This is a genomic window from Treponema sp. OMZ 803, assembly GCF_024181165.1.
In the GTDB taxonomy this organism is placed as follows: domain Bacteria; phylum Spirochaetota; class Spirochaetia; order Treponematales; family Treponemataceae; genus Treponema.
The window spans coordinates 1,950,855-1,973,815 of the sequence record NZ_CP051195.1 but is presented as its reverse complement, the minus strand read 5'-3'; the positions used below and the strand labels follow the sequence as shown (position 1 = coordinate 1,973,815).

The following is a 22,961-nucleotide window of genomic DNA, read 5'->3' as shown; positions in this document are numbered from 1 at the left end:
TTTTCTATTGTACTTTCTCAGCCTTATCCTTCCGCCGCCGTTTCCGTAGACGCAGTATGATGATAATTGCGGCTATTCCCAACGCGATAAATACCCAGGCGTACAACAGTGCGATACAGACCGCGGCAAAGGCCTGTACTCCGCCTTTTATTGCATCCCATACCGGCATAAAAAGTGAACCGGTTTCCGATGCGACTTCTATCTGTTGGTACATGCTGATATGCAGCGTACTGAAATTAACGGAATTTTTCAGATACCGCAGTCTGCCTTCTATCGATTCTATATCCGACCGTATATCCTGCAGTTCATTTTGAATATCGAGGATATCTTTTATTGTTTTTGCTTGGTTGAGCAGCCGCAGGTATCCTTGTTCCGTTTCTTTTTTGACGGCAAGGCGTGCGGTACTATCGATAAATTCTTCCGTTACATCCTGTACGGTAATGGATTTTTCATCAATTTTTTTAACGCCGCCGGAAAGTTCCGTTACGAATACATCAAAATGAGCCTTAGGTATTCTGACGGTCATATTCTGATATATCCGTGAAGAGCTTGCTCGCTCATCTTCTTGACTGATATACGCGCCGTATTTTTGAACGAGTGATTCGATGTGCTGACGGGTTTCCGCTATATCGTGCGTTTCAAAATTGATCGAGCCTTCTTTTATGAGCTGCCGTTCGAGCATTGCAGCGGTATTTGCAGTCTCTGTGCCGTCTAAGGGACGCTGCATATCGGCGGTATCTACATCAGTTGTGGTTGCATCTTTTGCGTATGCCGCATTTTTTACCGCTCCTGCGGGATGTTCAGCTTCGGCATATACCTGTCTAGTTGAAACCGAATCGCTTTTTTTAGCACATGAGCTGAAGACAACAGTTCCTGAAAAGATAATAAAAAAAGATAGAAAAATACAATGACGATTCATATAATGGTACTCCTTTTGGGTTTATATCGGTTTCGTGTCGGTTGGTAATGTCCGCCGTAAAAAATCCATACGCCGAGTATAGCATGGATATGTTCTTTCGACAATTTTTTTTGTAAGTAGCTAATCTGCTCCTATACGGAAGCCCTGTATTTTATGCTGTGGGTATTGACATTTATGGGGGGGGGGGTAATATAGAAGATATTTTACAATGTGAACGCCCTCATATATTAGAGCGGGTTAGCAATTTGTTCTATATGTCAGAGGTTCGTTTACATACATTTCTGTGATAATCCGCACAAATATGCGGAAAGGAGTTTTTTATGAAACGGAAGAACGTATCTATTATCGGTGCATTCGTTGCGCTGATCGGCATGGTTTTTTTTATGTCGAGTTGTAAAGGTCAGGCTGATGAAACCGAACCTGTTTATAAGCGAACCGATATGACTTTTGAACTTGAGAATAAAAGCGGGGTGCAATGCAGCGTTGTTGTAAGTATCATTGCCTCCAACAGTATTTCAAACGATTCTAAATTAGCTAAAGAAGATACCGCTACATCCGGTGTCATTTCTTTAAACGTCGGAGAAAAAAAGACAGTCACAATTAACGGTATCCTTTTAAGTGGGACAACAAATAAGTCGAGTCGTGATTATATCCATTTGATTAAAATAGTAGCTTCCGATGGCGGCGCACATTTCCCAAGCGATTATACCAGCGGTTGGCTGCAGAAAGGTGATTTAAAAACATTCGATAATGCGCACTTCGACATAAAAATAACGTCAGCTAAGTTTGATATTATAAAACATTAGAGTTAGAGTGAGCGCGCAGGGATGTCTTAAAAGTCGATTGCTTTTTCGTCATCCCCGCGGCTTTAAAATTAAGTTTTTGTATAACAATGACTGAATTCTAAACATAGGCACATTCACCTTACCATTCGCTTATGTATTTTTTCTCCCCATCTTTCATTTTTCCCGTTGCGGCAAGGATAAAATCGATCCAATTCAAAGCGGCGGCAGTAAAAATCTAATCGACTTTTTTACATAGACCTTTGTCGTTTATGCAAGCGCTTGTAAGAGCTTTTCTACGTTCTCAGGCGTGGTTGCCCAGTCGGTTGCGATGCGGACAACGGTATGCGAATCGTCTTTCTTTTCCCAAAAACCGAATGTGATTTTTTTTGAAAGTTCTGCATAGCGTGTATTGTCAAGGACGATAAAAATCTGATTTGTCGGGGCGGTAAAATATTGTTCATACCCGTGTGAAGCAAGAAAAGCGCGGATAGTATCGGCGGCACGGATTGCATTTTCCCCGATATGAAGATACAGGTCATCGGTAAAAAGCATTTCAAACTGAATGCCGAGTAGCCTTCCTTTTGCGAGTAAGGCGCCGTGTTGTTTCATAATGGTAAAAAAATGCGGGCTGCGTTTCGGATCGGGAATAACAACCGCTTCGCCGAAGAGGGCTCCGCATTTGGTGCCGCCGATATAAAAAGCATCGCAGAGCGTTGCAAGGTCGGCAAGCGTTACATCGTTTTCTTTGCAGGCAAGCGCATACGCAAGCCGCGCTCCGTCAACATACAGCGGAATATGATACTCGCGGCACACTGCACTGATTGCGGTCATCTCCTGCTTGCTGTAGAGCGTTCCGTATTCCGTCGGCTGCGAGATATATACCATCCCCGGATATACCATGTGCTCATAGTTTCCATCCGCATAAAAATCCAGTAGATACCGCTTAACCGAAGCGGCCGTGATTTTACCTTTGTCGCAGGCAATAGAAAGCACTTTATGCCCGCCGAACTCTATCGCGCCCGCTTCGTGTACGGCAACATGCCCTGTCTGTGCCGCGATTACGCCTTCATACCGATTGAGGAGTGCATCGATAACCGTTGCATTTGTCTGAGTACCGCCGACAAGAAAATGCACAGCGGCCTCAGGGCATTCGCACGCTTTTTTGATAAGGGAGCGAGCCCGTTCGCAGTATTCATCGGTTCCGTAGCCTGCCGTTTGTTCCATATTTGTCTGTACGAGGCGCTGAATAATCGCAGGGTGTGCTCCTTCCATATAATCCGAAGCGAAAGAAAGTTTATACTGAGTTTCCATACCGTAAGATTATCGGATAACAGATTTTTGCGCAAGATTTTTTGACTAGCATTTATGCAGACAGTTTTATGGTATCTTGACAGCCTAAAAATTCGGCGGTATGCTTTTACTTATATTTATATAATGGAAGATATAAAAGGGAGGGTGTATGAAGTATTCATTACCGAAATCAGAAAAATTACCGTTACTACGGCACAGTATTGCGCACATAATGGCAGAAGCTGTTATGAATTTATTCCCCGGCACAAAGGTCGCTATTGGGCCTGCCGTTGAACATGGATTTTATTATGATTTTGACCTTCCGACATCGATCACGCAGGATGATCTTGCTCGTATCGAAAAAGAAATGCGCCGTCTTTTATCAACTCCGCAGAACTTTGTAAAAGAAATCGTCAGTAGGCAACAAGCGCTTGAGCTTTTTAAGGATCAACCGTATAAGTGCGAACTTATCAATGATTTACCGCAAGATGCGGAAATCTCGATTTACCGGTCGGGTAATTTTGTTGATTTATGCAGAGGGCCGCATGTTGCCAATTCAAAAGAAATTAACGCTCAAAGTTTTAAGCTGCAAAAAATTGCGGGAGCCTATTGGCGCGGCGATGAAAAACGTCCGATGCTGACCCGTATCTATGGTACGGCATGGGAAACGCCCAATGACCTTAAAACCTATCTGACGATGCAGGCGGAAGCGGAGAAAAACGATCACCGCAAAATAGGACGGGAACTCGATTTATTCCATATCGAAGAAGACAATCCCGGCGAAGTATTCTGGCACCCGAACGGCTGGACGCTCTATTTAACCGTGCAGCAGCATGTACGCCAGAAGATTAAAGAAGACGGCTATGTTGAGGTAAATACCCCCTTTGTTATGCCGCAGAGTCTCTGGCTTCGGTCGGGGCACTGGGAAAAATACAAGGAAAATATGTTTATCACCGAAAGCGAGAAACGGGTGTTTGCGCTTAAACCGATGAACTGTCCCGGGCACGTTGAAATCTTTAAACAGGGAATTAAAAGCTACCGCGATTTGCCGCTGCGTATTGCGGAGTTCGGCTCCTGTACGCGGAATGAACCGTCCGGTTCGCTGCATGGGATTATGCGGGTGCGTGGTTTTGTGCAGGATGACGCGCATATTTTCTGTACGGAAGAACAAATTTCCTCCGAAGTGTGCAAGTTCTGTAACCTGCTTAAATCGCTCTATCGAGATTTCGGCTTTGACGATAAAGCTATACTCGTCAAGTTTTCTACGCGGCCTGAAAAACGGGTCGGTGATGATGCAACGTGGGATAGGGCAGAGAATGCGCTTGCGGAAGCGTGTAAAGCCGCCGGTCTTGAATACGAGATTGCCCCCGGAGAAGGAGCATTTTACGGGCCGAAGCTGGAGTTTACGCTTGTCGATGCGCTCGGTCGTGAATGGCAATGCGGCACCATACAGGCGGACTATCAACTGCCCTCTAAAGACCGATTGAATGCCGAGTATATCGGAGAGGACAACCAAAAGCATCAGCCCGTCATGCTGCACCGCGCGGCGCTCGGTTCGCTGGAGCGGTTTATCGGTATTTTGATTGAACAATTCGGCGGTGCGCTGCCCCCGTGGCTCTCTCCGGTGCAGGCAATGGTTATTCCCGTTGCGCCCGTATTTAACGAATATGCCGAAAGTATCGCCGCCTCTCTTTCAAAAGCCGGCTTTCGCGTAAAGGCTGATATTGATACCGACCGTATGAATGCAAAGATACGGAAGTATCAGGAACAAAAAATTCCATATCAGCTTGTTGTCGGGGAAAAGGAAAAGCAGAACAACAGTGTTACCGTCCGGCTTTTGAAAGGAGCGCAAAAAACGATGTCCGTCGATGAATTTACCGCTTTCTTAAAACTCAAGACCGACACTGTTGCAACAAGCGCAGAATTTTAACGGAAAGATATAGTGATGAAGCATCTCTAAAGGCTATACCTGAGTTTTTTTTCAGATGCCCTAGAGATGTTCGACCGAAAATAAACCTGTTCGGAAACTTCCGTTTCTGAACAGGTCTAGTATGTATAAATGACAACGGCCGGTAGTTCAGCAAGAATTACCGGCCGTTTTGTTATAGGTTCGTGATTGAGCGGCACGTTAAAACCGGCGCCGCATCATAAACTACTCAGCGCGGCATGGCATATCGCGGGTTGCGACAATGTCGATGCCCGTATGAAGCACATCGGGAATAATGACTGCTCCTGTCTTCACCGGCGCCGTTACCCTGATTTTGTTGATCTCTTTCATCACCTGAAAAATCATGCCTTTCGGAATAGGCGCTGCTGTTTTGACGGGAAGTGCCGCTAAAAAGCCGTTTTCAATGCGCACCGTCGAGCTGATATTTCTTCGAGGATCTTTCATTTCCTGCAAGCCGTACTCAAGCCCTCGCTTACAGCTATATCCTTCTATTGTGTAGGCGCCGTCTTTTTCAATTGCTCGGAGTCTACAGCCCATAGGGCAGGAAACACAGGTAAATTCTTTCATGATGCCTTCGTTTATGCATCGAGGCAGGCGATTCCCGGTAGGGTTTTCCCTTCCAAGAATTCGAGTGAGGCGCCGCCGCCGGTAGATACATGGCTCATCTTATCGGCAAGATGGAACTTGTTGACGGCTGCAACGGAGTCGCCGCCGCCGACTACCGTTACTGCGCCTTTTCCGGTTGCTTCGGCCACAAGGCGGGCAACCGCTTCCGTTCCGTGGGAGAAAGCTTCAAATTCAAACACGCCGACCGGGCCGTTCCACACGATAGACTTCGCGTTTAAGATTTCCGTCTTGTACAATTCGATGGTTTTAGGTCCGACATCCATTCCCATAAGCGAATCGGGGATGTCGCAGCCGTCCACGCTTTCCGGTTTTGCATCGGCGGCAAAAGAAGCGGCGCAAATATGATCTACCGGCAGGATTATTTTAACGCCCTTTGCCTTTGCATCGGTTAAAAGTTTTTTTGCTGTGTCGATAAAATCATCTTCGACTAAGGACTTCCCGATTGAATGGCCTTGCGCTTTAAGGAAGGTATAGGCCATGCCGCCGCCGATAATCAGCGCAGCGGCATTTTTCAAAAGACTATCCAGTACGGCAATTTTTGAAGAAACTTTTGCGCCGCCGATGATGGCGACCATCGGTTTGGGCGGATTTTTTACCATCGGTTCAATATATTTAACTTCTTTCTCCATTAAAAAACCGGCAACTTTTACCTTCATAAATTTCGCGATGGTTGCCGTAGAAGCATGAGCACGGTGTGCAGTTCCGAATGCGTCGTTGACGTATACATCGCCGTAGGAGGCAAGCTCTTTGGCAAGTGTTTCCTGTTCTGCAGTGTCCTTCGAGGTTTCTTCGGGATGGAAGCGCGTATTCTCAAGCATCAAGATACCGCCTTCGGGAAGTGCATCGACTACCGCCTTTTGTCCTTTGCAGGAATCGGCAAGCCGAACGGGCATACCTAACAGTTTTTCCAAATATGCCGCTATCGGCTTCATCTTATGCTTACCGGCGATGTAGGCCTCTTTGTCAAACGGCTTGCCGTCCTTAGCCGCTTTTTCCTCAGCTTTCTTTGAATCTTTGGCAGGATCGCCGAGGTGGCTCATCAACACCAACGAACGCGGCTTTTGCTCTAAAATATATTTGATAGTCGGTAATGCTGCAACGATTCGCGTATCGTCCTGCACAACCCCGTCCTTCATCGGAACATTAAAATCAACCCGCATGATAACACGCTTGCCGTGAAGATCTACATCTCTTACCGTTTTAACCATTGCATTCCTCCATTATATTAGGGGCGGTGTTCATACTCCTGCTGCGCTCGAAGCATTTCAAGGTAACCTGTTCAGAAACGAAAGTTTCCGAACAGGTTTGTTTTGTATCTTTCGAAACGCCGCATGCCCTCTATTAGCTTTATATCCGATAAAAATATACTCTATTGTATAAAAAAATGCAACAGAGTATAATCTTTCAATGTGTCCGGATTTCGCCTATATCCTTCCTCCAACAATTTCATTGCTTTTATTCTTGTAGGCAGCATAGTCCTCCTTGACATTCAATTTTTTATCTTTCGTCGTTTACAGACAAGAAAGCCAATCTTTTTGCGCTTGCGCCAATCCCGTCCATACAAAAGCGTGAAATCCAAGTTTTTGAGCTGCCTCGATATTCCGTTCCATGTCATCGAAAAAAACAGCTTCATCTGCACTGATACCTAAACCTTCAAGACAATTGAGGTAAATTTCAGGTTCGGGTTTTATTAGATGCAATCGGCATGAAAAGCATGCGTAATCGGCGGCCACAAAGGGAGGTATTTCTTTTTCATATCGATCTAAAAATTGATACGGCATATTGGAAAGAATCCCCAGTTTGAAACCTTGTTTTTGAATATTTAAAGCCCAATCACATACCGCATCATTTAAAGTTCGCCAACCGGCTAAATCAATATCTACCATCTTCTTCAGTAGTCCGGTATCTTTAGCGGCTTCTTCATAGCCGTTATTTTGCAGCAAGCGTCTGTACATTTCCTCACCGTTGATGACTCCCCGATCAAAATCGCTGCGGTGCGTGCTGTAAAGATTTCCAAATGCTTCCACCGGAATACCGGTTTCAGCAGCCATTGCTTCATCGATAGCTTTCGTGTCGGTTAAAGAAATCACATTGCCGTAATCTAAAATCAGTGCTTTAATCATAAGAGACTCCTTGCGATATTGAGTACAACAATATACTGAAATATGATGATGTGAATAGTAGAAGATGCAATCTTTCAGATGTAATTGTTCCTCCTCAAAACACATTTGCCTTGAGCGATGTTCACTATTTCAATAACCATGAAAGGGTGGAAAAGCGAAGTGAATCGCAGAAATAGAATGCAAAGAGAAAGAAAGTAGATTTTATCAAAAAAAGTAGCATGAGATAGTTGACAGTGTGAGGTAATATGTGATACTATCTCTTCCGTTGCACTTCATGACTGTCGGGCAGCTAAGCAGTGTAGCAAGAATGAAAAGCCTTTGGGTTTACCAATTCCTTCTATTATCAACCTAATAGACCTGTTTGTTATAGGTAGGTGTTGATGATACCGAACAGTATTTAAAACAGCAAAAGTTGATTATTCTTTTTGATGTTTCGGTATAAAGACGGTAAGCGTTGTTGATGTTTTTTATTTTTCCGGTTTTGATGTATGAAAAAAACTTAAAAAAATAAAAATAAAAAAGAACAAAAGGTGCTTGACAAAACGAATGGTTTTTTGATATATTCTTTTTCGCTTGCTGCGATGCCAAGGCGAAGCGCAGTTAAGCAAACTGGTCTTTGAAATTAAAGGGAAGGGAAAGAAGAAAAAGCCAAAGAGTGAAAAATCTTTGGTAAGGAAATAAGCGTAGAACAAAGAATTGAGAGAGAAAGAGAGTGTGCGGGGTGATGAATAATTGCTTTGCATTGTTATTTTTCTTTCTCTTAAAGGTCAACGTTCCTAAAATAAAAGAAACGGGACTTGCTTTCAAAATTATTGAGATCAGACGCCCTTCGGGGTGTTTGAAATAAAATAATGGAGAGTTTGATCCTGGCTCAGAACGAACGCTGGCGGCGCGTCTTAAGCATGCAAGTCGAACGGCAAGAGAGGAGCTTGCTTCTCTCCTAGAGTGGCGGACTGGTGAGGAACACGTGGGTAATCTACCCTTAAGATGGGGATAGCTGCTAGAAATAGCAGGTAATACCGAATACACTCGGCATATCACAAGAGATGTTGAGGAAAGGAAGCTACGGCTTCGCTTGAGGATGAGCTTGCGTCCCATTAGCTAGTTGGTGAGGTAAAGGCCCACCAAGGCGACGATGGGTATCCGGCCTGAGAGGGTGAACGGACACATTGGGACTGAGATACGGCCCCAAACTCCTACGGGAGGCAGCAGCTAAGAATATTCCGCAATGGACGGAAGTCTGACGGAGCGACGCCGCGTGGATGAAGAAGGCTGAAAAGTTGTAAAATCCTTTTGTTGATGAAGAATAAGGGTGAGAGGGAATGCTCATCTGATGACGGTAATCGACGAATAAGCCCCGGCTAATTACGTGCCAGCAGCCGCGGTAACACGTAAGGGGCGAGCGTTGTTCGGAATTATTGGGCGTAAAGGGCATGTAGGCGGCTATGTAAGCCTGATGTGAAATCCTGGGGCTTAACCCTAGAATAGCATTGGGTACTGTATAGCTTGAATTACGGAAGGGAAACTGGAATTCCAAGTGTAGGGGTGGAATCTGTAGATATTTGGAAGAACACCGGTGGCGAAGGCGGGTTTCTGGCCGATAATTGACGCTGAGATGCGAAAGTGTGGGGATCGAACAGGATTAGATACCCTGGTAGTCCACACTGTAAACGATGTACACTAGGTGTTGGGGCAAGAGCTTCAGTGCCAAAGCAAACGCGATAAGTGTACCGCCTGGGGAGTATGCCCGCAAGGGTGAAACTCAAAGGAATTGACGGGGGCCCGCACAAGCGGTGGAGCATGTGGTTTAATTCGATGGTACGCGAGGAACCTTACCTGGGTTTGACATCTAGTAGAAGGTCTTAGAGATAAGGCCGGGTAGCAATACCCTGCTAGACAGGTGCTGCATGGCTGTCGTCAGCTCGTGCCGTGAGGTGTTGGGTTAAGTCCCGCAACGAGCGCAACCCCTACTGCCAGTTACTAACAGGTAAAGCTTGAGGACTCTGGCGGAACTGCCGATGACAAATCGGAGGAAGGTGGGGATGACGTCAAGTCATCATGGCCCTTATGTCCAGGGCTACACACGTGCTACAATGGTTGCTACAAAGCGAAGCGAGACCGTAAGGTGGAGCAAACCGCAAAAAAGCAATCGTAGTTCGGATTGAAGTCTGAAACTCGACTTCATGAAGTTGGAATCGCTAGTAATCGCGCATCAGCACGGCGCGGTGAATACGTTCCCGGGCCTTGTACACACCGCCCGTCACACCATCCGAGTTGGGGGTACCCGAAGTCGCTTGTCTAACCTGCAAAGGAGGACGGTGCCGAAGGTACGCTTGGTAAGGAGGGTGAAGTCGTAACAAGGTAGCCGTACCGGAAGGTGCGGCTGGATCACCTCCTTTCTTAGAGAAAGGTAAATACTAAATGCTTTGTAGGTTGTACACAAAGCGTCCGCTTATCTCCTCTTCTTTCTCTCCCTTTTTTATACGGGCCTGTAGCTCAGTTGGTTAGAGCACTTCTCTGATAAGGAAGGGGTCATTAGTTCAACTCTAATCAGGCCCATTTTACAGCTGAGTGAATAGCCGGCTGATGGTAATATTGTTAAAGTATGATATTACGAAGAGATCTTTGAAAAGCTAGGGAAGGGAAAGAAAGAATGCTTGAAGGTGAATTTTCTTTATTTAAAGTAAAGGGATGAACTGGAGAGTGAAAAATAAGGTGAAAAGAAGAATTCTTGACGGTTATTGAATAGATGATCGTTTTAAGAAGAGAACATAATATGGTCAAGCGAAGAATAGGTTTATGGTGGATGTCTTGGAGCCAACCGGCGAAGAAGGCCGTGATAAGCTGCGAAAAGCTTCGGGGAGGAGCACATATCCTGTGATCCGGAGATAGCCGAATGGGGTAACCCGATAGGAGTGATTCTATCATTACACTCTTGAATAAAATAGAGAGGTAAAGCAATACTGAGTGAACTGAACCATCTAAGTAACTCAAGGAAAAGACATCAAAAAGAGATTCCGAAAGTAGTGGCGAGCGAAATTGGAAGAGCCCAAACCCGTTAAACGGGGGGTTGTAGGGCTGCACGGGCTTACGTACAGCAAGTGATAAAGCGAATGTATAGCGGAAAGGTTTTGGGAAAGCCTGACAGAGAGGGTGAAATCCCCGTACGCGAAATACAGTCGCCTTGCCGGTGCAGTACCTGAGTACGGCGGGACACGAGAAATCCTGTCGGAATCCGGGTCGACCACGATCCAAGGCTAAATACGAGTTGGCTACCGATAGCGGACAAGTACCGTGAGGGAAAGATGAAAAGAACCCCGGTGAGGGGAGTGAAATAGAACCTGAAACCATAAACCAACAAGATGTTACAGCCCTTTATGGGTGGTAGCGTGCCTTTTGTAGAATGAGCCTGCGAGTTACGGTATGCAGCGAGGTTAAGGAATAGAAGTTCCGGAGCCGGAGGGAAACCGAGTCTGAAAAGGGCGAAGTAAGAGTTGCATGTCGTAGACCCGAAGCCAGAGTGATCTAGTCATGAGCAGGTTGAAGCAGCGGTAAAACGCTGTGGAGGACCGAACTACAATCTGTTAAAAAAGGTTTGGATGACTTGTGACTAGGAGTGAAAGGCTAAACAAACCTGGAAATAGCTGGTTCTCCCCGAAATGCCTTTAGGGACAGCCTTATACAAAATTACCGGAGGTAAAGCACTGGATGGACTAGGGGGCTTCACCGCCTACCAAACCCAATCAAACTCTGAATGCCGGTAATCAACGTATAGGAGTGAGACTGCGTGCGACAAGGTTCGTAGTCAAAAGGGAAACAGCCCAGACCGTCAGCTAAGGTCCCGAAATACTGCTTGAGTGTGAAATGAAGTGTGGATACCTAGACAGCCAGGAGGTTGGCTTAGAAGCAGCCATTCCTTAAAAGAGTGCGTAATAGCTCACTGGTCGAGTATACATGCGCAGATAATGTAACGGGGCTAAGCAGTATACCGAAGCTACGGGTCTTATGTATTAAAAGCATAAGGCGGTAGGGGAGCATTCCATGGACTGATGAAGGTGTACCTGACAGGGGCACTGGAGGGGATGGAAGAGAGAATGCAGGTATAAGTACACGAAAAGAAAGGTGAGATTCCTTTCCGCCGAAAACCTCAGGTTTCCTGGGTAAAGGTCATCTGCCCAGGGTTAGTCGGCCCCTAAGGCGAGGGCGAAAGCCGTAGTCGATGGGAAATCGGTTCATATTCCGATACCTTTTATAATTTCGATGGCAGGACGCATGAGGCGAACCCCGGCCGGAGAACGGTTGTTCCGGTCGAAGCTTTCAAGCCGTTATAAAGGATAGTAGGTAAATCCGCTATCCAAGGTGAGAGGCGACAGCGAGTGGATCGATGAGAGAAGCGAAGCGGGGTAAGTCATGGTGCCGGGAAATACTGTCTAAGGCTAGGTTATAAAAGACCGTACCGTAAACCGACACAGGTAGGTAGGATGAGAAATCTAAGGCGCTCGAGAGAACTCGCGTTAAGGAACTCGGCAAAATGCACACGTAACTTAGGGAAAAGTGTGGCCTCTGTTTAGTAATGAGTGGAGGTAGCATAAAGCAGGCCCAGGCGACTGTTTATCAAAAACACAGCCATCTGCGAATCAGTAATGAGACGTATAGGTGGTGACACCTGCCCGGTGCCGGAAGGTTAAGAGGAGCGGTGAGCAGTAATGCGAAGCTGTTAATTGAAGCCCCGGTAAACGGCGGCCGTAACTATAACGGTCCTAAGGTAGCGAAATTCCTTGTCGGGTAAGTTCCGACCCGCACGAATGGTGTAACGTATCTGGGCGCTGTCTCAACGCGAGGCTCGGTGAAATTTATATACCGGTAAAGAAGCCGGTTACCCATAGTTAGACGGAAAGACCCCGTGAACCTTCACCGTAACTTACTATTGGGACTTGGTTTATCATGTGTAGAATAGGTGGGAAACAGTGAAACTTGCTCGTTAGGGTGAGTGGAGTTGCCAAGTGAAATACCACCCTTGATGAATTAGGTTTCTAACCCGTTCCGTGAAGCCGGAATGGGAACAGTGGTAGGCAGGCGGTTTGACTGGGGCGGTCGCCTCCTAAAATGTAACGGAGGTGCGCGAAGGTCTCCTCACGTCGGTTGGAAATCGACGCAGTGAGTGTAAAGGCACAAGGAGGCTTAACTGCAAGAGTGACAGCTCAAGCAGATACGAAAGTAGGTCTTAGTGATCTGGCGGTCGCGAGTGGAAGCGCCGTCACTTAACGGATAAAAGGTACTCCGGGGATAACAGGCTGATTTTCCCCAAGAGTTCACATCGACGGGAAAGTTTGGCACCTCGATGTCGGCTCATCGCATCCTGGGGCTGAAGTAGGTCCCAAGGGTTTGGCTGTTCGCCAATTAAAGCGGTACGTGAGCTGGGTTCAGAACGTCGCGAGACAGTTCGGTCCCTATCTGCTATGGGCGTTGGATATGTGAGAGGGGCTGCTTTTAGTACGAGAGGACCGAAGTGGACGAACCTCTGGTGTACCAGTTATCCTGCCAAGGGTAAGTGCTGGGTAGCTATCGTTCGGAAGGGATAACCGCTGAAGGCATCTAAGCGGGAAGCCCACCTCAAGATTACATATCCCTCGGGGTTTAACCCCGCTAAAGACTCCTTGCACACTACAAGGTTGATAGGTTGCAGGTCTAAGCACAGTAATGTGTTCTAGCCGAGCAATACTAATAAGTCGTGAGGCTTGACCATATTATCTTCTCTTCTTTATTCTCTTTTATTTACTTTCTTTCCTGTCGCTTATCAATAATAAAGCGCTTCCCTTTATTTAATAAATTTCGTTTCTTTTTTGTTTCGTCTTTTATTGCCCGGTTGCCATAGTGGAGAGGTCATACCCGTTCCCATCCCGAACACGGAAGTCAAGCTCTCATTACGCCGATGATACTGCTCATCCAGAGTGGGAAAGTAGGTAGCTGCCGGGCTTTTTTTTACTTAACTCTCAAAATTTTGGAACTAACCTATAGTTTTTTTTATCTGTTTTGTATATAATTTCCTTTATGAATCCTCAAGTTTCTACATTTGATAAGTTGGTTGATTCTCTTTCGACGGAAGAAGCACAGGCAATGCTCACTCATATTGCTGAGAATATGAAGATGTCTGAAGATATACAGACGGATTCTAAAAATGAGCCGTTGCTGAGCGATACTCAGGTACAAAAAAGTATTCAAATAAATGACGAACCTTTCTTTATTCGTTTATGGTTGCATCTCAAGTCTTTTTTTAAGGCATTACCTATTGAAAAAGTATATGAAGAAGAATTGATTCGACGTATTGGGAAGGGGCTGCAACATGAGTACAAGCAATATATCAATATAAAAGAGAATGTTTTTACAAAAGATTTCTATGAATTGTTGCGCGAATTACGAAAAACACAACTTTTTTTTACCTCTCTTTTGTCCGCTTATGATGCTGATAAGGGAAATTTTTACTTATTAGTAAGCTCTTTTGTTGCACCGGATGTGTATGCAAAATTAATGTACAATACTGATCCTTTTAGCTGTGTTCCAAGTTCGCAGGCGAATTCAAACCTCCGATCTGAGCTTTTGAAGAAAATTGATGAAACATTTTCTTTGATGACGACAGATTATAAAGCCGGAATGTACCAAGCGGCTAATGCAATTGAATGGATGCGGCATTTCTGTGAATTACCGATTGATAAAGCTGTTTTATGCTTTACCGTAAATCCGGCAGTTGAACCATCATGTTCAATTTTCCTGCTCTCTGTAGAGATTAATATGCTTGCATCGGTTCTCAGTACAATAAAGCCAATTCCGGATGTCGTACTTCAAGCTTTATTTTTGCTATCAAAACAAGATAAGTTGAATGATAAAGCTGTTAATATGGATGAAGAATCGGTTGAATTCATCTCACAAGCTTCTCATGCTTTGGAAACAATTAGGGAGTTTTCTGTGAGAATTCCAATTTTAGATCTAGCCCGATATACATTAAAATCTATACACTGGGAGCCTCAATGCCTTGAGGGGGGGGAAGATTGGTTTCAACTCTTTAAGGTAGCATGGAAAAAACGATTTGCTGAACGGTGGCAACTATGGGCTTCGGCGCAGAGGCGTGCTCAATTGAGCCACCAGATGCTCGATTTGTTGAAAACTGATCGACTTGAGCCTTTGCCCTATCGCCCATGGGAAGATTCTTGGCTTGTGCTTCAATTTAAGCGTGAATTCTCATTTAGCTTTCTCGCGTCTTTTTTTTCAAGATTATATCCAACTTTTGTGCAACCGGTGTTAAAAACGTTGTTGATGGAAGGGAACTTTTATCGACGTGAGAATCTTGCGGAATATACGAATGCTTTTACCGTATTGGAAAAACAGCAGAGTTGTATCAACACTTTTGAATCACGCTTATCCCCAGAGGGTGAAATCGGGGCAGCATTTCTTCAATTAAGAGAAAAAACGATAGCGAGTTTAAAGAGTAAAAGCAGCCTTGAAGCATTAATGAAAAGTATTGAAACCGAAGCTAAGCAAATTATTGCTTCTTCTCAAAATGCACTTAAGATATTGTGCGCTTTGCTCAACGGTTTTATTGACGGTAATAAAAATAGCGTATACGCCCCGCTTTTAAATTGGTTGAATATCCAAGGAAACGATAATGCAGACTTTAGAAAACGAGTAGAAGGTGTAAAGAAATTATTGCAGGAGGTAACAAATATTCTAATGGAAGCAGATAAGATTGAAGCAGATTGGTAGTATCAAATAGAAAACAGTTTGCTTGACAAAAAAATAGGGCAACATATACTCTATAAGGAGGAAAATATATGGCAGAATTTCTAAGTGACCGTAACTTTGAACTCTTTAAAGACTTAATATACAATGAAAGCGGTATCACTTTTTCTGTAACAAACCGATCTATTTTGGAAAGTCGTTTGAAAGATCGTTTACGCGAAAATAAAATGGATGATATTGATGCGTATTATAAAATTCTGACTTCCAATAAAGAAGAACTGAAAATTATGTTGGATTCGGTTACTACTAATCTGACTCGTTTCTTCAGAAATCAACCTCATTTCGATGCTTTAATTCATTATGTTATTCCTGAGATTGTCAAGATAAAACAAGCCGCAGGGCAAAAGCAAATTCATATTTGGAGTGCGGGGTGTTCCACGGGCGAAGAACCGTATACAATCGCTATGGTTATGAAGCGGCATTTGCCACCGGGGTTCACAGCTGATATTATCGCTTCCGATTTATCTTTTAAGTCGCTGGTTGTCGGAAAGCAAGGCTTTTATCCGGAGAATCGTGTCGTTGGAATTCCTGATGATTATTTGGCTCAGTATTTAACTAAACAAGGAAATGGCTATCAGATGAATCCTGAGATTATGCAAATGGTTAAGTTTGATTACCATAATTTAAAACATGATGCCAATAGGAATAACATCGATATTCTTTTTTGCCGTAATGTGATCATTTATTTTGATGAACCCGCACAACAGGCTGTTATTAATCGTTTCTGGGATGCGATGGCGCCTCATTCATTTCTTTTTATCGGGCATTCAGAATCTTTATTCGGGATGGATACAAAATTTGAGTTTCTTAAAACCAAATGGGCATGTTTGTACCAAAAAAATGTTAAGTAAAGTTCTTTATAGTTGCAATTATATACGAAAAGGATATATAAAATTTTAGCATATCTACTGAAAATACGGGAGGTTGTTTTAATATGGAAGATATAAAAGTTTTAATAGTAGATGATTCGACCTTGATGCGGAGTTTGATTGGAAAGATAATTGATGGGACGCCCGGGCTGGCTGTCGCTGATAAAGCGATGAACGGGCGGTTTGCATTACAAAAGTTAGAGCGCGTTCAGCCCGATATTATTGTGCTTGATCTCGAAATGCCGGAAATGAACGGCATAGAATTTTTGCGCGAGCGAAAAAGGCTTAATATTGATATTCCGGTAATTATCCTCTCCAGTATTGCAAAAGAGGGTGCCCGTATCACAATGGATTGTTTGGAACTCGGTGCCAGTGATTTTGTTACCAAGCCTTCCGGATCCGAATCGGCAAATTTGGCCACGGTCGCTAGTCAGCTTGTGGAATTTTTGCAGGCATATGGTCGACAATATCAATTGAAAAGGCAAGCTACTGCCGGCATCAAGGCTGTTTCGGCAGCTCCTGCCCAGCATTATATTCATACGCCTCATTTACAGACAACACCTCAAACGCATGCAGTTGTAAGTAGCGGTTCGGCATTTATGACGCCTTCACAAGCTGCTGAAAAACCGATGCAAGTTCGCCAGCCGGGGAAACTTGAGATTATTGCAATTGGGATTTCTACCGGTGGACCAAATGCCTTGCGTGAAGTATTTGCGGAATTAGACCCGAAATTACCACAACCGATTGTTGTCGTACAGCATATGCCTCCGGGATTTACCTATGAATTTGCGAATAGTCTAAATAAGATATGCCCATTGGAAGTGAAAGAAGCACAAGAAGGAGATCTTGTAAAACCGGGGCGCATTCTTATTGCACAGGGGGGAAAACACCTTTTAGTTGAAAAGAAACCTCTTGGCGTTATCGCTCATATTTCCGATGCCCCTCCTCAAAGCGGGCATCGTCCGAGTGCAGATGTGTTGTTTGCTTCTGTAGCAGAACAGTTCCAAAATCGCGCACTTGGAATTATCATGACGGGCATGGGCAAGGATGGTGCTGCAAGCCTTACGCGGTTATATCAGGAAGGATCCCGTACTATCGGGCAAGATGAAGCGTCTGCTATTGTATATGGTATGCCTCGCGTTGCTTATGAAATGGGCGGAGTAATGGAACAAGTTTCTTTAAGCAATATGGCATCCGTTATAAATCGCTATGGGAGGGAGTTTGCCTAAGCAATGATATAAATGAAAAACTCTGGCGGATTATATGCGCTGTGTATCGATTTGAAGAGTATTTCAGTCTGGATGACAAGCTGCCATTACTCCGCCGCTGCTTTCAGGCGTTCGAGGCTTTCCGTACTAAGCTTATCCCCGGCATTAATCCCTGCCCGCTCGAAATACCCTTGCGCCACTTCAAGGGCATAGCGCACTGAATAGGTGCTGGCGATAATGTCCAAGCTGAAAGGCTGCATATCATAGATTTCTCGGATACGGCCTGTCGAATCGATAAAGGCAATGGAAAGCGGATGGGGAGTGTCTTTCATCCAAAAGCGTAATTTTTGATCTCGTTTAAAGACAAAGATCATACCGGTACCGTCCGGTATCTCCTTCCGGTTCATAAAGCCGCGTTCCTGTTCTTGAGCGGTTACCGCGGGTTCCACTTCAATGGGAATCGTCGTTTTCGTGCTTTTCGATTCGATGAGAATCGTCATAGGTTCTCTTTTCGGTCTTTCCGCGTTGGTGCAAGATACGGCTGCCGCTACAAGAATAAGAAAGCATAAGACGGCGGATGTGTGTTTTAAGCGTTTTTGTATGGAATAAAAATACATGGTGATTTTCCCTATGAGAGCGGGGAGTAGCCTGAAAATAGCTAACTTTTAGGATATCCCCATATCTTGCGTCTAAAACCCGTCGATAAAGTTTTGGCGGTTCGTTTCAGACGCAGCCTTCTCGGTCGTACTTTGAGAAATCAATTCGTTGAATACCGTTAAATCGATATATTTCACAATGAGTGGTCGCTCGATAACTACCCTGGTATGTTCGTCCTCCCAGACAGCCCGCTGCGGGTTGATAGAGGCAGGCTCGCCGTATTTTTCGCAAAATTTGGAGTAGACTGAATAGTAATCGACCGTATCGGTATTCAGCTTAAAGATCATTGTATAGAGATTATCCTTATAAAACTGGAACCACGACCTACTGATAAAGTAAGAGCCTGCCGATTCGATAAGGCTTCTGTTTTCCGTCGGAAGCAACGAAACATCGCGTTCGCCGCGATATCCGAAAACGGCATCCTGTTTGAGCGCCTCTTTTACCGCGTCAATACCCATTCCGAGCCGGATACTGCGGTATTCAGCCGGTAACGCGGCTTTGACTTGCTGTCCGTTTGTTTTGGCCGGAGGAGTCACTGCAGGATTTTCAGCGGAAGTTTGAACGGCTTTGCCGGATTGCTCTGCGGCCGACGTAAAAGTCTCGGCTGCAGCTAAAGGCAGTGTAGCGGTCAAAATCAGAAAAGCCGCATACGGAAGAACTTTCATTTTAATCCTCGCTTTTACCGGGGTACCTCTAAAGGCCTCAGTTTTTAGAAGATGTCCGGCGTATTACCAGACCGGTTTCCCGCGATAGGTCGGTTCGTTGGCACGGGATTGCTTGCGTGCTTGCTCAATTTCCTGCATTTTTTTAAAGTACGCGGTTTGCTTTGATAACTCAAGCGTATCGGTGATGATGATGCTATCATCGGTACTGCGTACAATCGGTGTCATTAAAAATTCTGCAATAGCTTGTGCTACCTGTTCTTTGGGAATGCTGCACATTTTTGCGAGTTCTGCGGGGCCGAATAAGAAGGTATGCTGCTTACCTGCGCCGGGCTGTATCCGCATTTTTTCAAGCTGAATGCTCAGCATATCGTACATCTTTTCAATCGGAACGGGGATGAGCGTATTTGCCAGTTGCTTGTACATAGCCCAAATACGGTCGGCGAGGGTAGTGGTCAGGCGAGCAATCAGCTGAGGTTGCGTTGTGACCATTTGGTTAAAGTTTTGCCGGTTTACCGCTAAAAGCTGACACTCTTCCGCAGCGGTGATAGCAGTTGCCGATCGTGGTTTGTTTTCGAGCAGCGCCATCTCTCCGAACATATCTCCTTCTCTGAGGACGGCAAGCAATACTTCGCTGTTATCTACAATCTTGGAGATTTTTACACGGCCTTTTTGGATGATATACAATTCCGTCCCCGACTGGCATTCACAGAAAATCATTGATTCACCGTGATACACGCGCACCATCTGCTTGGTGTCCGGTTCGAGCATCTCAATCGGCGCCTTTACGCCGGTAGACTTTATCGCCATAAAACGTTTTCGTGCCGTTTCGGCAAACTGCCCATTCGGTTTTTCTTTCAGGTAATGGTAGTAGGCATACAGCGCCAGTTCAAACTTCGACATACGCAGGTAATATTCGCCGATAGTGAAAAGATGGGAAATATCGGTTTCGATATTCCGTTTCAGGGTGATTCGGGTCAGGGCTTCGTCTAAATAACGCATCTTCCTACTGAAAGAATAGATAATCTTCATTGCAATGGGAGTGTTTTTTTCAATCAGTTCGGGAAATTGCGCATAGTGTACGGCAATAAGCACGACATCGGAAACCGCGACAGCTGTTTCGATCTGACTGTGATGAGCCATACAGGCAATAACCCCTAAGAAGTCGCCCGGTCCGAGGAGATTCCCCTCTTCTTCCGCTACAACTTCTTTTTGTTTTGCAATTTGTACTTGACCGCTTTGAATAATATAAAAACGGTCGGTATCGGATTTCCCCTCAATGAGGATATAAGACCCACGTTTAAAATTTACAAAAGATAGTTGAAGCACTTTATTACCCTCTTATTTTCTGCATATTTATTATAATACCAGCCTGCTGCAATGTATATAACCTCTCTATCCGGCAAAAATGATCTCCGGTTCAAGTTCAAACCCTGTTGTATCTTTTACTCGTTTCCGAATAATCTCAATTAGTTCTACAACCTCCTGCGCAGTTGCAGAACCGGTATTCACAATAAAATTTCCATGCCACGGTGCCACCTGAGCGCCACCTATCTGCAATCCGCGTAAACCCGCTTCGTCTATCAGCTGACCGGATGGTTTTCCGAATGCGTGATTATTTTTAAAGGCACTGCCCGCCGAAGGGAGTTTAAAATGCCCCTTTGCCGTCCTATCCGCAATACGGTTCTCCATTATTTTACGGATAAGTATCGCATCCCCTTGTTCAACTCGAAACGTTGCGGAAACAATTATCGGCCGGTTACCATTAATAACTGCATATCGTTTATCCGATGGTTGGAACGGCGATTGTTTATACCCCCAGTCTCCTTTATTGCAGTCATATTTCTGTAGTGTGCACTCTTTCCCAGAAAAATACAACGCTGACACGGAAATCAGTACATCGGAAATCGATTTTTCGTAACAGCGAGCATTCATAAAAACCGCTCCGCCCACGGTTCCGGGAAGTCCTGCGAAATCTTCCAACCCGGCAAGGCCGTACTCTGCACAGAATTCCGTTAGATCCTTCATCAGTGTTCCTGCCTCCGCTTGTACGAGCGGTTCTTTGCCAGTGTTCAGCAGTCGGATCTTGTTTAAGCGGTCGGTATGGATAACGGCACCCCGTATCCCTTCATCAGGAATTAGCAGATTCGTTCCCCCGCCCAGTAGTATTGTCGGTATACGTTCTTCTCGAATAAATGCCAGAGCTGCCGACAATTCATCCGGCGAAGAAGGCGTAATATATATATCGGCATTTCCGCCGATTTTGAAACTCGTAAATGAACCTAATTTTACGTTTTCTTGTATTATCTTACGGAATTTGACCGGAAAACTGTTTTTTTTCTCTTTTTCTCCTAGATTAAACATACTAAAACACTATATACTATTGGCACTATTTATAAAAGACTTGTCTTTTGAAAATATACGGCGCATCTGCGTTGTCGCTACGCCAAAATAAATGCTCAACGTATCATAGATACGCCTCCGCTTTATTTCGGCTAGGCTCCTAGCATCTACACCGTCTATTTTCAAAAGGCTTACGGAAAATGTATTTTCAGAAATGGCAAGAAAAATACCAATTGGTTATCATAGAGGAGATTTATTATGGGATTACGCATATATAACACATTGGGGCACAGAATGGAAGAGTTTGTGCCAATCGATCCGAAAAAAGTAGGCTTTTACGGTTGCGGGCCAACCGTATATAATTATGCGCACATCGGTAACTTACGAGCCTATGTATTTCAGGATACGTTGTCGCGTTTGTTGCATTTTTTGGGATATCCGGTAACCCATGTAATGAATATAACCGATATAGGGCATCTTTCGGGCGATGCCGATGACGGTGAAGATAAGATGGTAAAGACAGCGAAGGAGCGTGGAAAGAGCGTGTTGGAAATTGCCGATTTCTATACTCAAGCGTTCTTTAAGGATACCGAACGGCTTAACATTCAGCGTCCCGATGTCGTGTGCAAGGCTACCGATCACGTATCCGATATGATAGAACTGATCAAACGGATCGAAGCGAATGGACACACGTATTCGGCAGGCGGAAACCTCTACTATGATATTATGACCTTTCCGAAATACGGAGAGCTTGCCTCGATTAAACTTGAAGACCTTAAGGCCGGTGCCCGTATCGAAGTAGATGAAAATAAGCGTAATCCGCATGATTTTGTGCTCTGGTTCACCAAGAGTAAGTTTGAGAATCAAGCCTTAGTGTGGGATTCTCCGTGGGGCAGGGGATACCCCGGTTGGCATATCGAGTGTTCCGCAATGAGTATGAAGTATCTAGGCGAGCAGTTTGATATCCATACGGGCGGCATCGACCACATCCGTATTCACCATACGAATGAGATAGCCCAGTCGGAGGGGGCAACCGGTAAAAAATGGGTAAAATATTGGCTCCATAACGAATTTTTGGTGATGAATAAAGGCAAGATGTCTAAGTCTACCGGCGATTTTATCACGTTGGATAAGGTGATCGAGGCAGGCTATGCGCCACTCGATTATCGATTCCTGTTGTTAGGAGGGCATTACCGCAGCCAGCTTACCTTTTCGTGGGAAGCGATGGATACCGCGAAAAATGCGCGCAGAAACCTTGAGCAACGGATTGCCAATCTGTTGACTGAGGCAAAAACACTCCCCGATTTTCCTACCAGCGGTGTAACGGCAGAACAGGCTGTTTCGTTGCTCCATACCGAGAAAGCGCGCTGCTATTTGGCGGATTTTGTGCATGCGCTTGAAGAAGATATTTCAACGCCGCGTGCCCTTTCCGTGTTGCAACAGGTGGTTAAAGATAAGGAGCTTGAAGTAGGCGAAGTGATCACGCTGATTCGTATTTTTGACACCGTGCTTGCATTGCAGTTAATAGAAGAAGCGAAATCTCTTCATACCGAGCCGGAATCGATCGATAATGCGGAAGAAATCGAACGCTTGGTTGCCGAACGGACGGAAGCAAAAAAAGCTAAGGACTTTAAACGAGCTGATGAAATCCGGAACTTGCTAAAAGATTACGGAATTGCTTTGGAAGATACAGCAAACGGAACGCTGTGGCGAAAAATGTAACCTTAGGGAGACCA

At 44.9% G+C, this 22,961-nt stretch carries 15 protein-coding genes, 1 tRNA gene and 3 rRNA genes; 10 read left to right on the top strand and 9 right to left on the bottom strand.

Annotated features, from left to right (window positions below; translation table 11 throughout):
• Positions 1-4: 4 nt before the first annotated feature.
• Positions 5-919: a DUF4349 domain-containing protein gene (locus ABH09_RS08975; RefSeq protein ID WP_253714133.1), complete on the bottom strand. Its 915-nt coding sequence runs from the start codon at positions 917-919 to the stop codon at positions 5-7.
• A 320-nt stretch (positions 920-1,239) separates the two neighbouring features.
• Between ABH09_RS08975 and ABH09_RS08970 the strand changes: the two genes are divergently transcribed.
• Positions 1,240-1,725: a hypothetical protein gene (locus ABH09_RS08970; protein ID WP_253714132.1), complete on the top strand. Its 486-nt coding sequence runs from the start codon at positions 1,240-1,242 to the stop codon at positions 1,723-1,725.
• 246 nt (positions 1,726-1,971) lie between these two features.
• Here ABH09_RS08970 and ABH09_RS08965 read toward each other — a convergent pair whose 3' ends face one another.
• The gene (locus ABH09_RS08965; RefSeq protein ID WP_253714131.1) at positions 1,972-3,015 is read right to left on the bottom strand and encodes a threonine aldolase family protein; all 1,044 of its coding nucleotides are present in this window, start codon (positions 3,013-3,015) and stop codon (positions 1,972-1,974) included.
• A 148-nt stretch (positions 3,016-3,163) separates the two neighbouring features.
• Between ABH09_RS08965 and thrS the strand changes: the two genes are divergently transcribed.
• The gene (gene thrS / locus ABH09_RS08960) at positions 3,164-4,924 is read left to right on the top strand and encodes a threonine--tRNA ligase (protein WP_253714130.1); all 1,761 of its coding nucleotides are present in this window, start codon (positions 3,164-3,166) and stop codon (positions 4,922-4,924) included.
• Positions 4,925-5,146: 222 nt separating this feature from the next.
• On the opposite strand, the gene ABH09_RS08955 is transcribed toward thrS, so the two are convergent.
• From ABH09_RS08955 to ABH09_RS08945, 3 genes are all read right to left on the bottom strand, one after another.
• A complete protein-coding gene (locus ABH09_RS08955) occupies positions 5,147-5,509 on the bottom strand; it encodes a DUF1667 domain-containing protein (RefSeq protein ID WP_253714129.1) in 363 nt (120 codons plus the stop codon).
• 11 nt (positions 5,510-5,520) lie between these two features.
• Complete coding sequence (gene pgk / locus ABH09_RS08950; RefSeq protein ID WP_253714128.1) at positions 5,521-6,777, bottom strand: phosphoglycerate kinase; 1,257 nt, start codon at positions 6,775-6,777, stop codon at positions 5,521-5,523.
• 303 nt (positions 6,778-7,080) lie between these two features.
• Entirely contained in the window at positions 7,081-7,692 is a 612-nt protein-coding gene (locus ABH09_RS08945; RefSeq protein WP_253714127.1) for an HAD family hydrolase, read from the bottom strand.
• 848 nt (positions 7,693-8,540) lie between these two features.
• Between ABH09_RS08945 and ABH09_RS08940 the strand changes: the two genes are divergently transcribed.
• The 7 genes from ABH09_RS08940 (at position 8,541) to ABH09_RS08910 (ending at position 17,584) form a co-directional block, all read left to right on the top strand.
• A 16S ribosomal RNA gene (locus ABH09_RS08940) occupies positions 8,541-10,091 on the top strand.
• 86 nt (positions 10,092-10,177) lie between these two features.
• Positions 10,178-10,251: transfer RNA gene (locus ABH09_RS08935), tRNA-Ile, on the top strand.
• 219 nt (positions 10,252-10,470) lie between these two features.
• Positions 10,471-13,438 (top strand): 23S ribosomal RNA (locus tag ABH09_RS08930).
• 115 nt (positions 13,439-13,553) lie between these two features.
• A 5S ribosomal RNA gene (rrf, locus tag ABH09_RS08925) occupies positions 13,554-13,668 on the top strand.
• Together the 16S, 23S and 5S rRNA genes with 1 tRNA gene alongside form the textbook arrangement of a ribosomal RNA operon.
• A 75-nt stretch (positions 13,669-13,743) precedes the next feature.
• A complete protein-coding gene (locus ABH09_RS08920) occupies positions 13,744-15,450 on the top strand; it encodes a DUF5312 domain-containing protein (protein WP_253714126.1) in 1,707 nt (568 codons plus the stop codon).
• 68 nt (positions 15,451-15,518) lie between these two features.
• Positions 15,519-16,337 carry a CheR family methyltransferase gene (locus tag ABH09_RS08915; RefSeq protein ID WP_253714125.1) on the top strand — a complete coding sequence of 273 codons (819 nt, stop codon included), beginning with the start codon at positions 15,519-15,521 and terminating at the stop codon, positions 16,335-16,337.
• 83 nt (positions 16,338-16,420) lie between these two features.
• Positions 16,421-17,584 carry a protein-glutamate methylesterase/protein-glutamine glutaminase gene (locus ABH09_RS08910; RefSeq protein ID WP_253714124.1) on the top strand — a complete coding sequence of 388 codons (1,164 nt, stop codon included), beginning with the start codon at positions 16,421-16,423 and terminating at the stop codon, positions 17,582-17,584.
• Positions 17,585-17,670: 86 nt separating this feature from the next.
• On the opposite strand, the gene ABH09_RS08905 is transcribed toward ABH09_RS08910, so the two are convergent.
• The 4 genes from ABH09_RS08905 to murB form a co-directional block, all read right to left on the bottom strand.
• On the bottom strand, positions 17,671-18,180 hold the full coding sequence (locus tag ABH09_RS08905) for a DUF192 domain-containing protein (protein ID WP_253714123.1): 510 nt from the start codon (positions 18,178-18,180) through the stop codon (positions 17,671-17,673).
• 72 nt (positions 18,181-18,252) lie between these two features.
• Positions 18,253-18,885: a hypothetical protein gene (locus tag ABH09_RS08900; protein WP_253714122.1), complete on the bottom strand. Its 633-nt coding sequence runs from the start codon at positions 18,883-18,885 to the stop codon at positions 18,253-18,255.
• A gap of 63 nt (positions 18,886-18,948) precedes the next feature.
• Entirely contained in the window at positions 18,949-20,211 is a 1,263-nt protein-coding gene (locus ABH09_RS08895; RefSeq protein ID WP_253714121.1) for a cyclic nucleotide-binding domain-containing protein, read from the bottom strand.
• A gap of 66 nt (positions 20,212-20,277) precedes the next feature.
• Complete coding sequence (gene murB, locus ABH09_RS08890; protein ID WP_162663981.1) at positions 20,278-21,246, bottom strand: UDP-N-acetylmuramate dehydrogenase; 969 nt, start codon at positions 21,244-21,246, stop codon at positions 20,278-20,280.
• A gap of 237 nt (positions 21,247-21,483) precedes the next feature.
• Between murB and ABH09_RS08885 the strand changes: the two genes are divergently transcribed.
• The gene (locus tag ABH09_RS08885; protein ID WP_253714120.1) at positions 21,484-22,947 is read left to right on the top strand and encodes a cysteine--tRNA ligase; all 1,464 of its coding nucleotides are present in this window, start codon (positions 21,484-21,486) and stop codon (positions 22,945-22,947) included.
• Positions 22,948-22,961 lie beyond the last annotated feature (14 nt).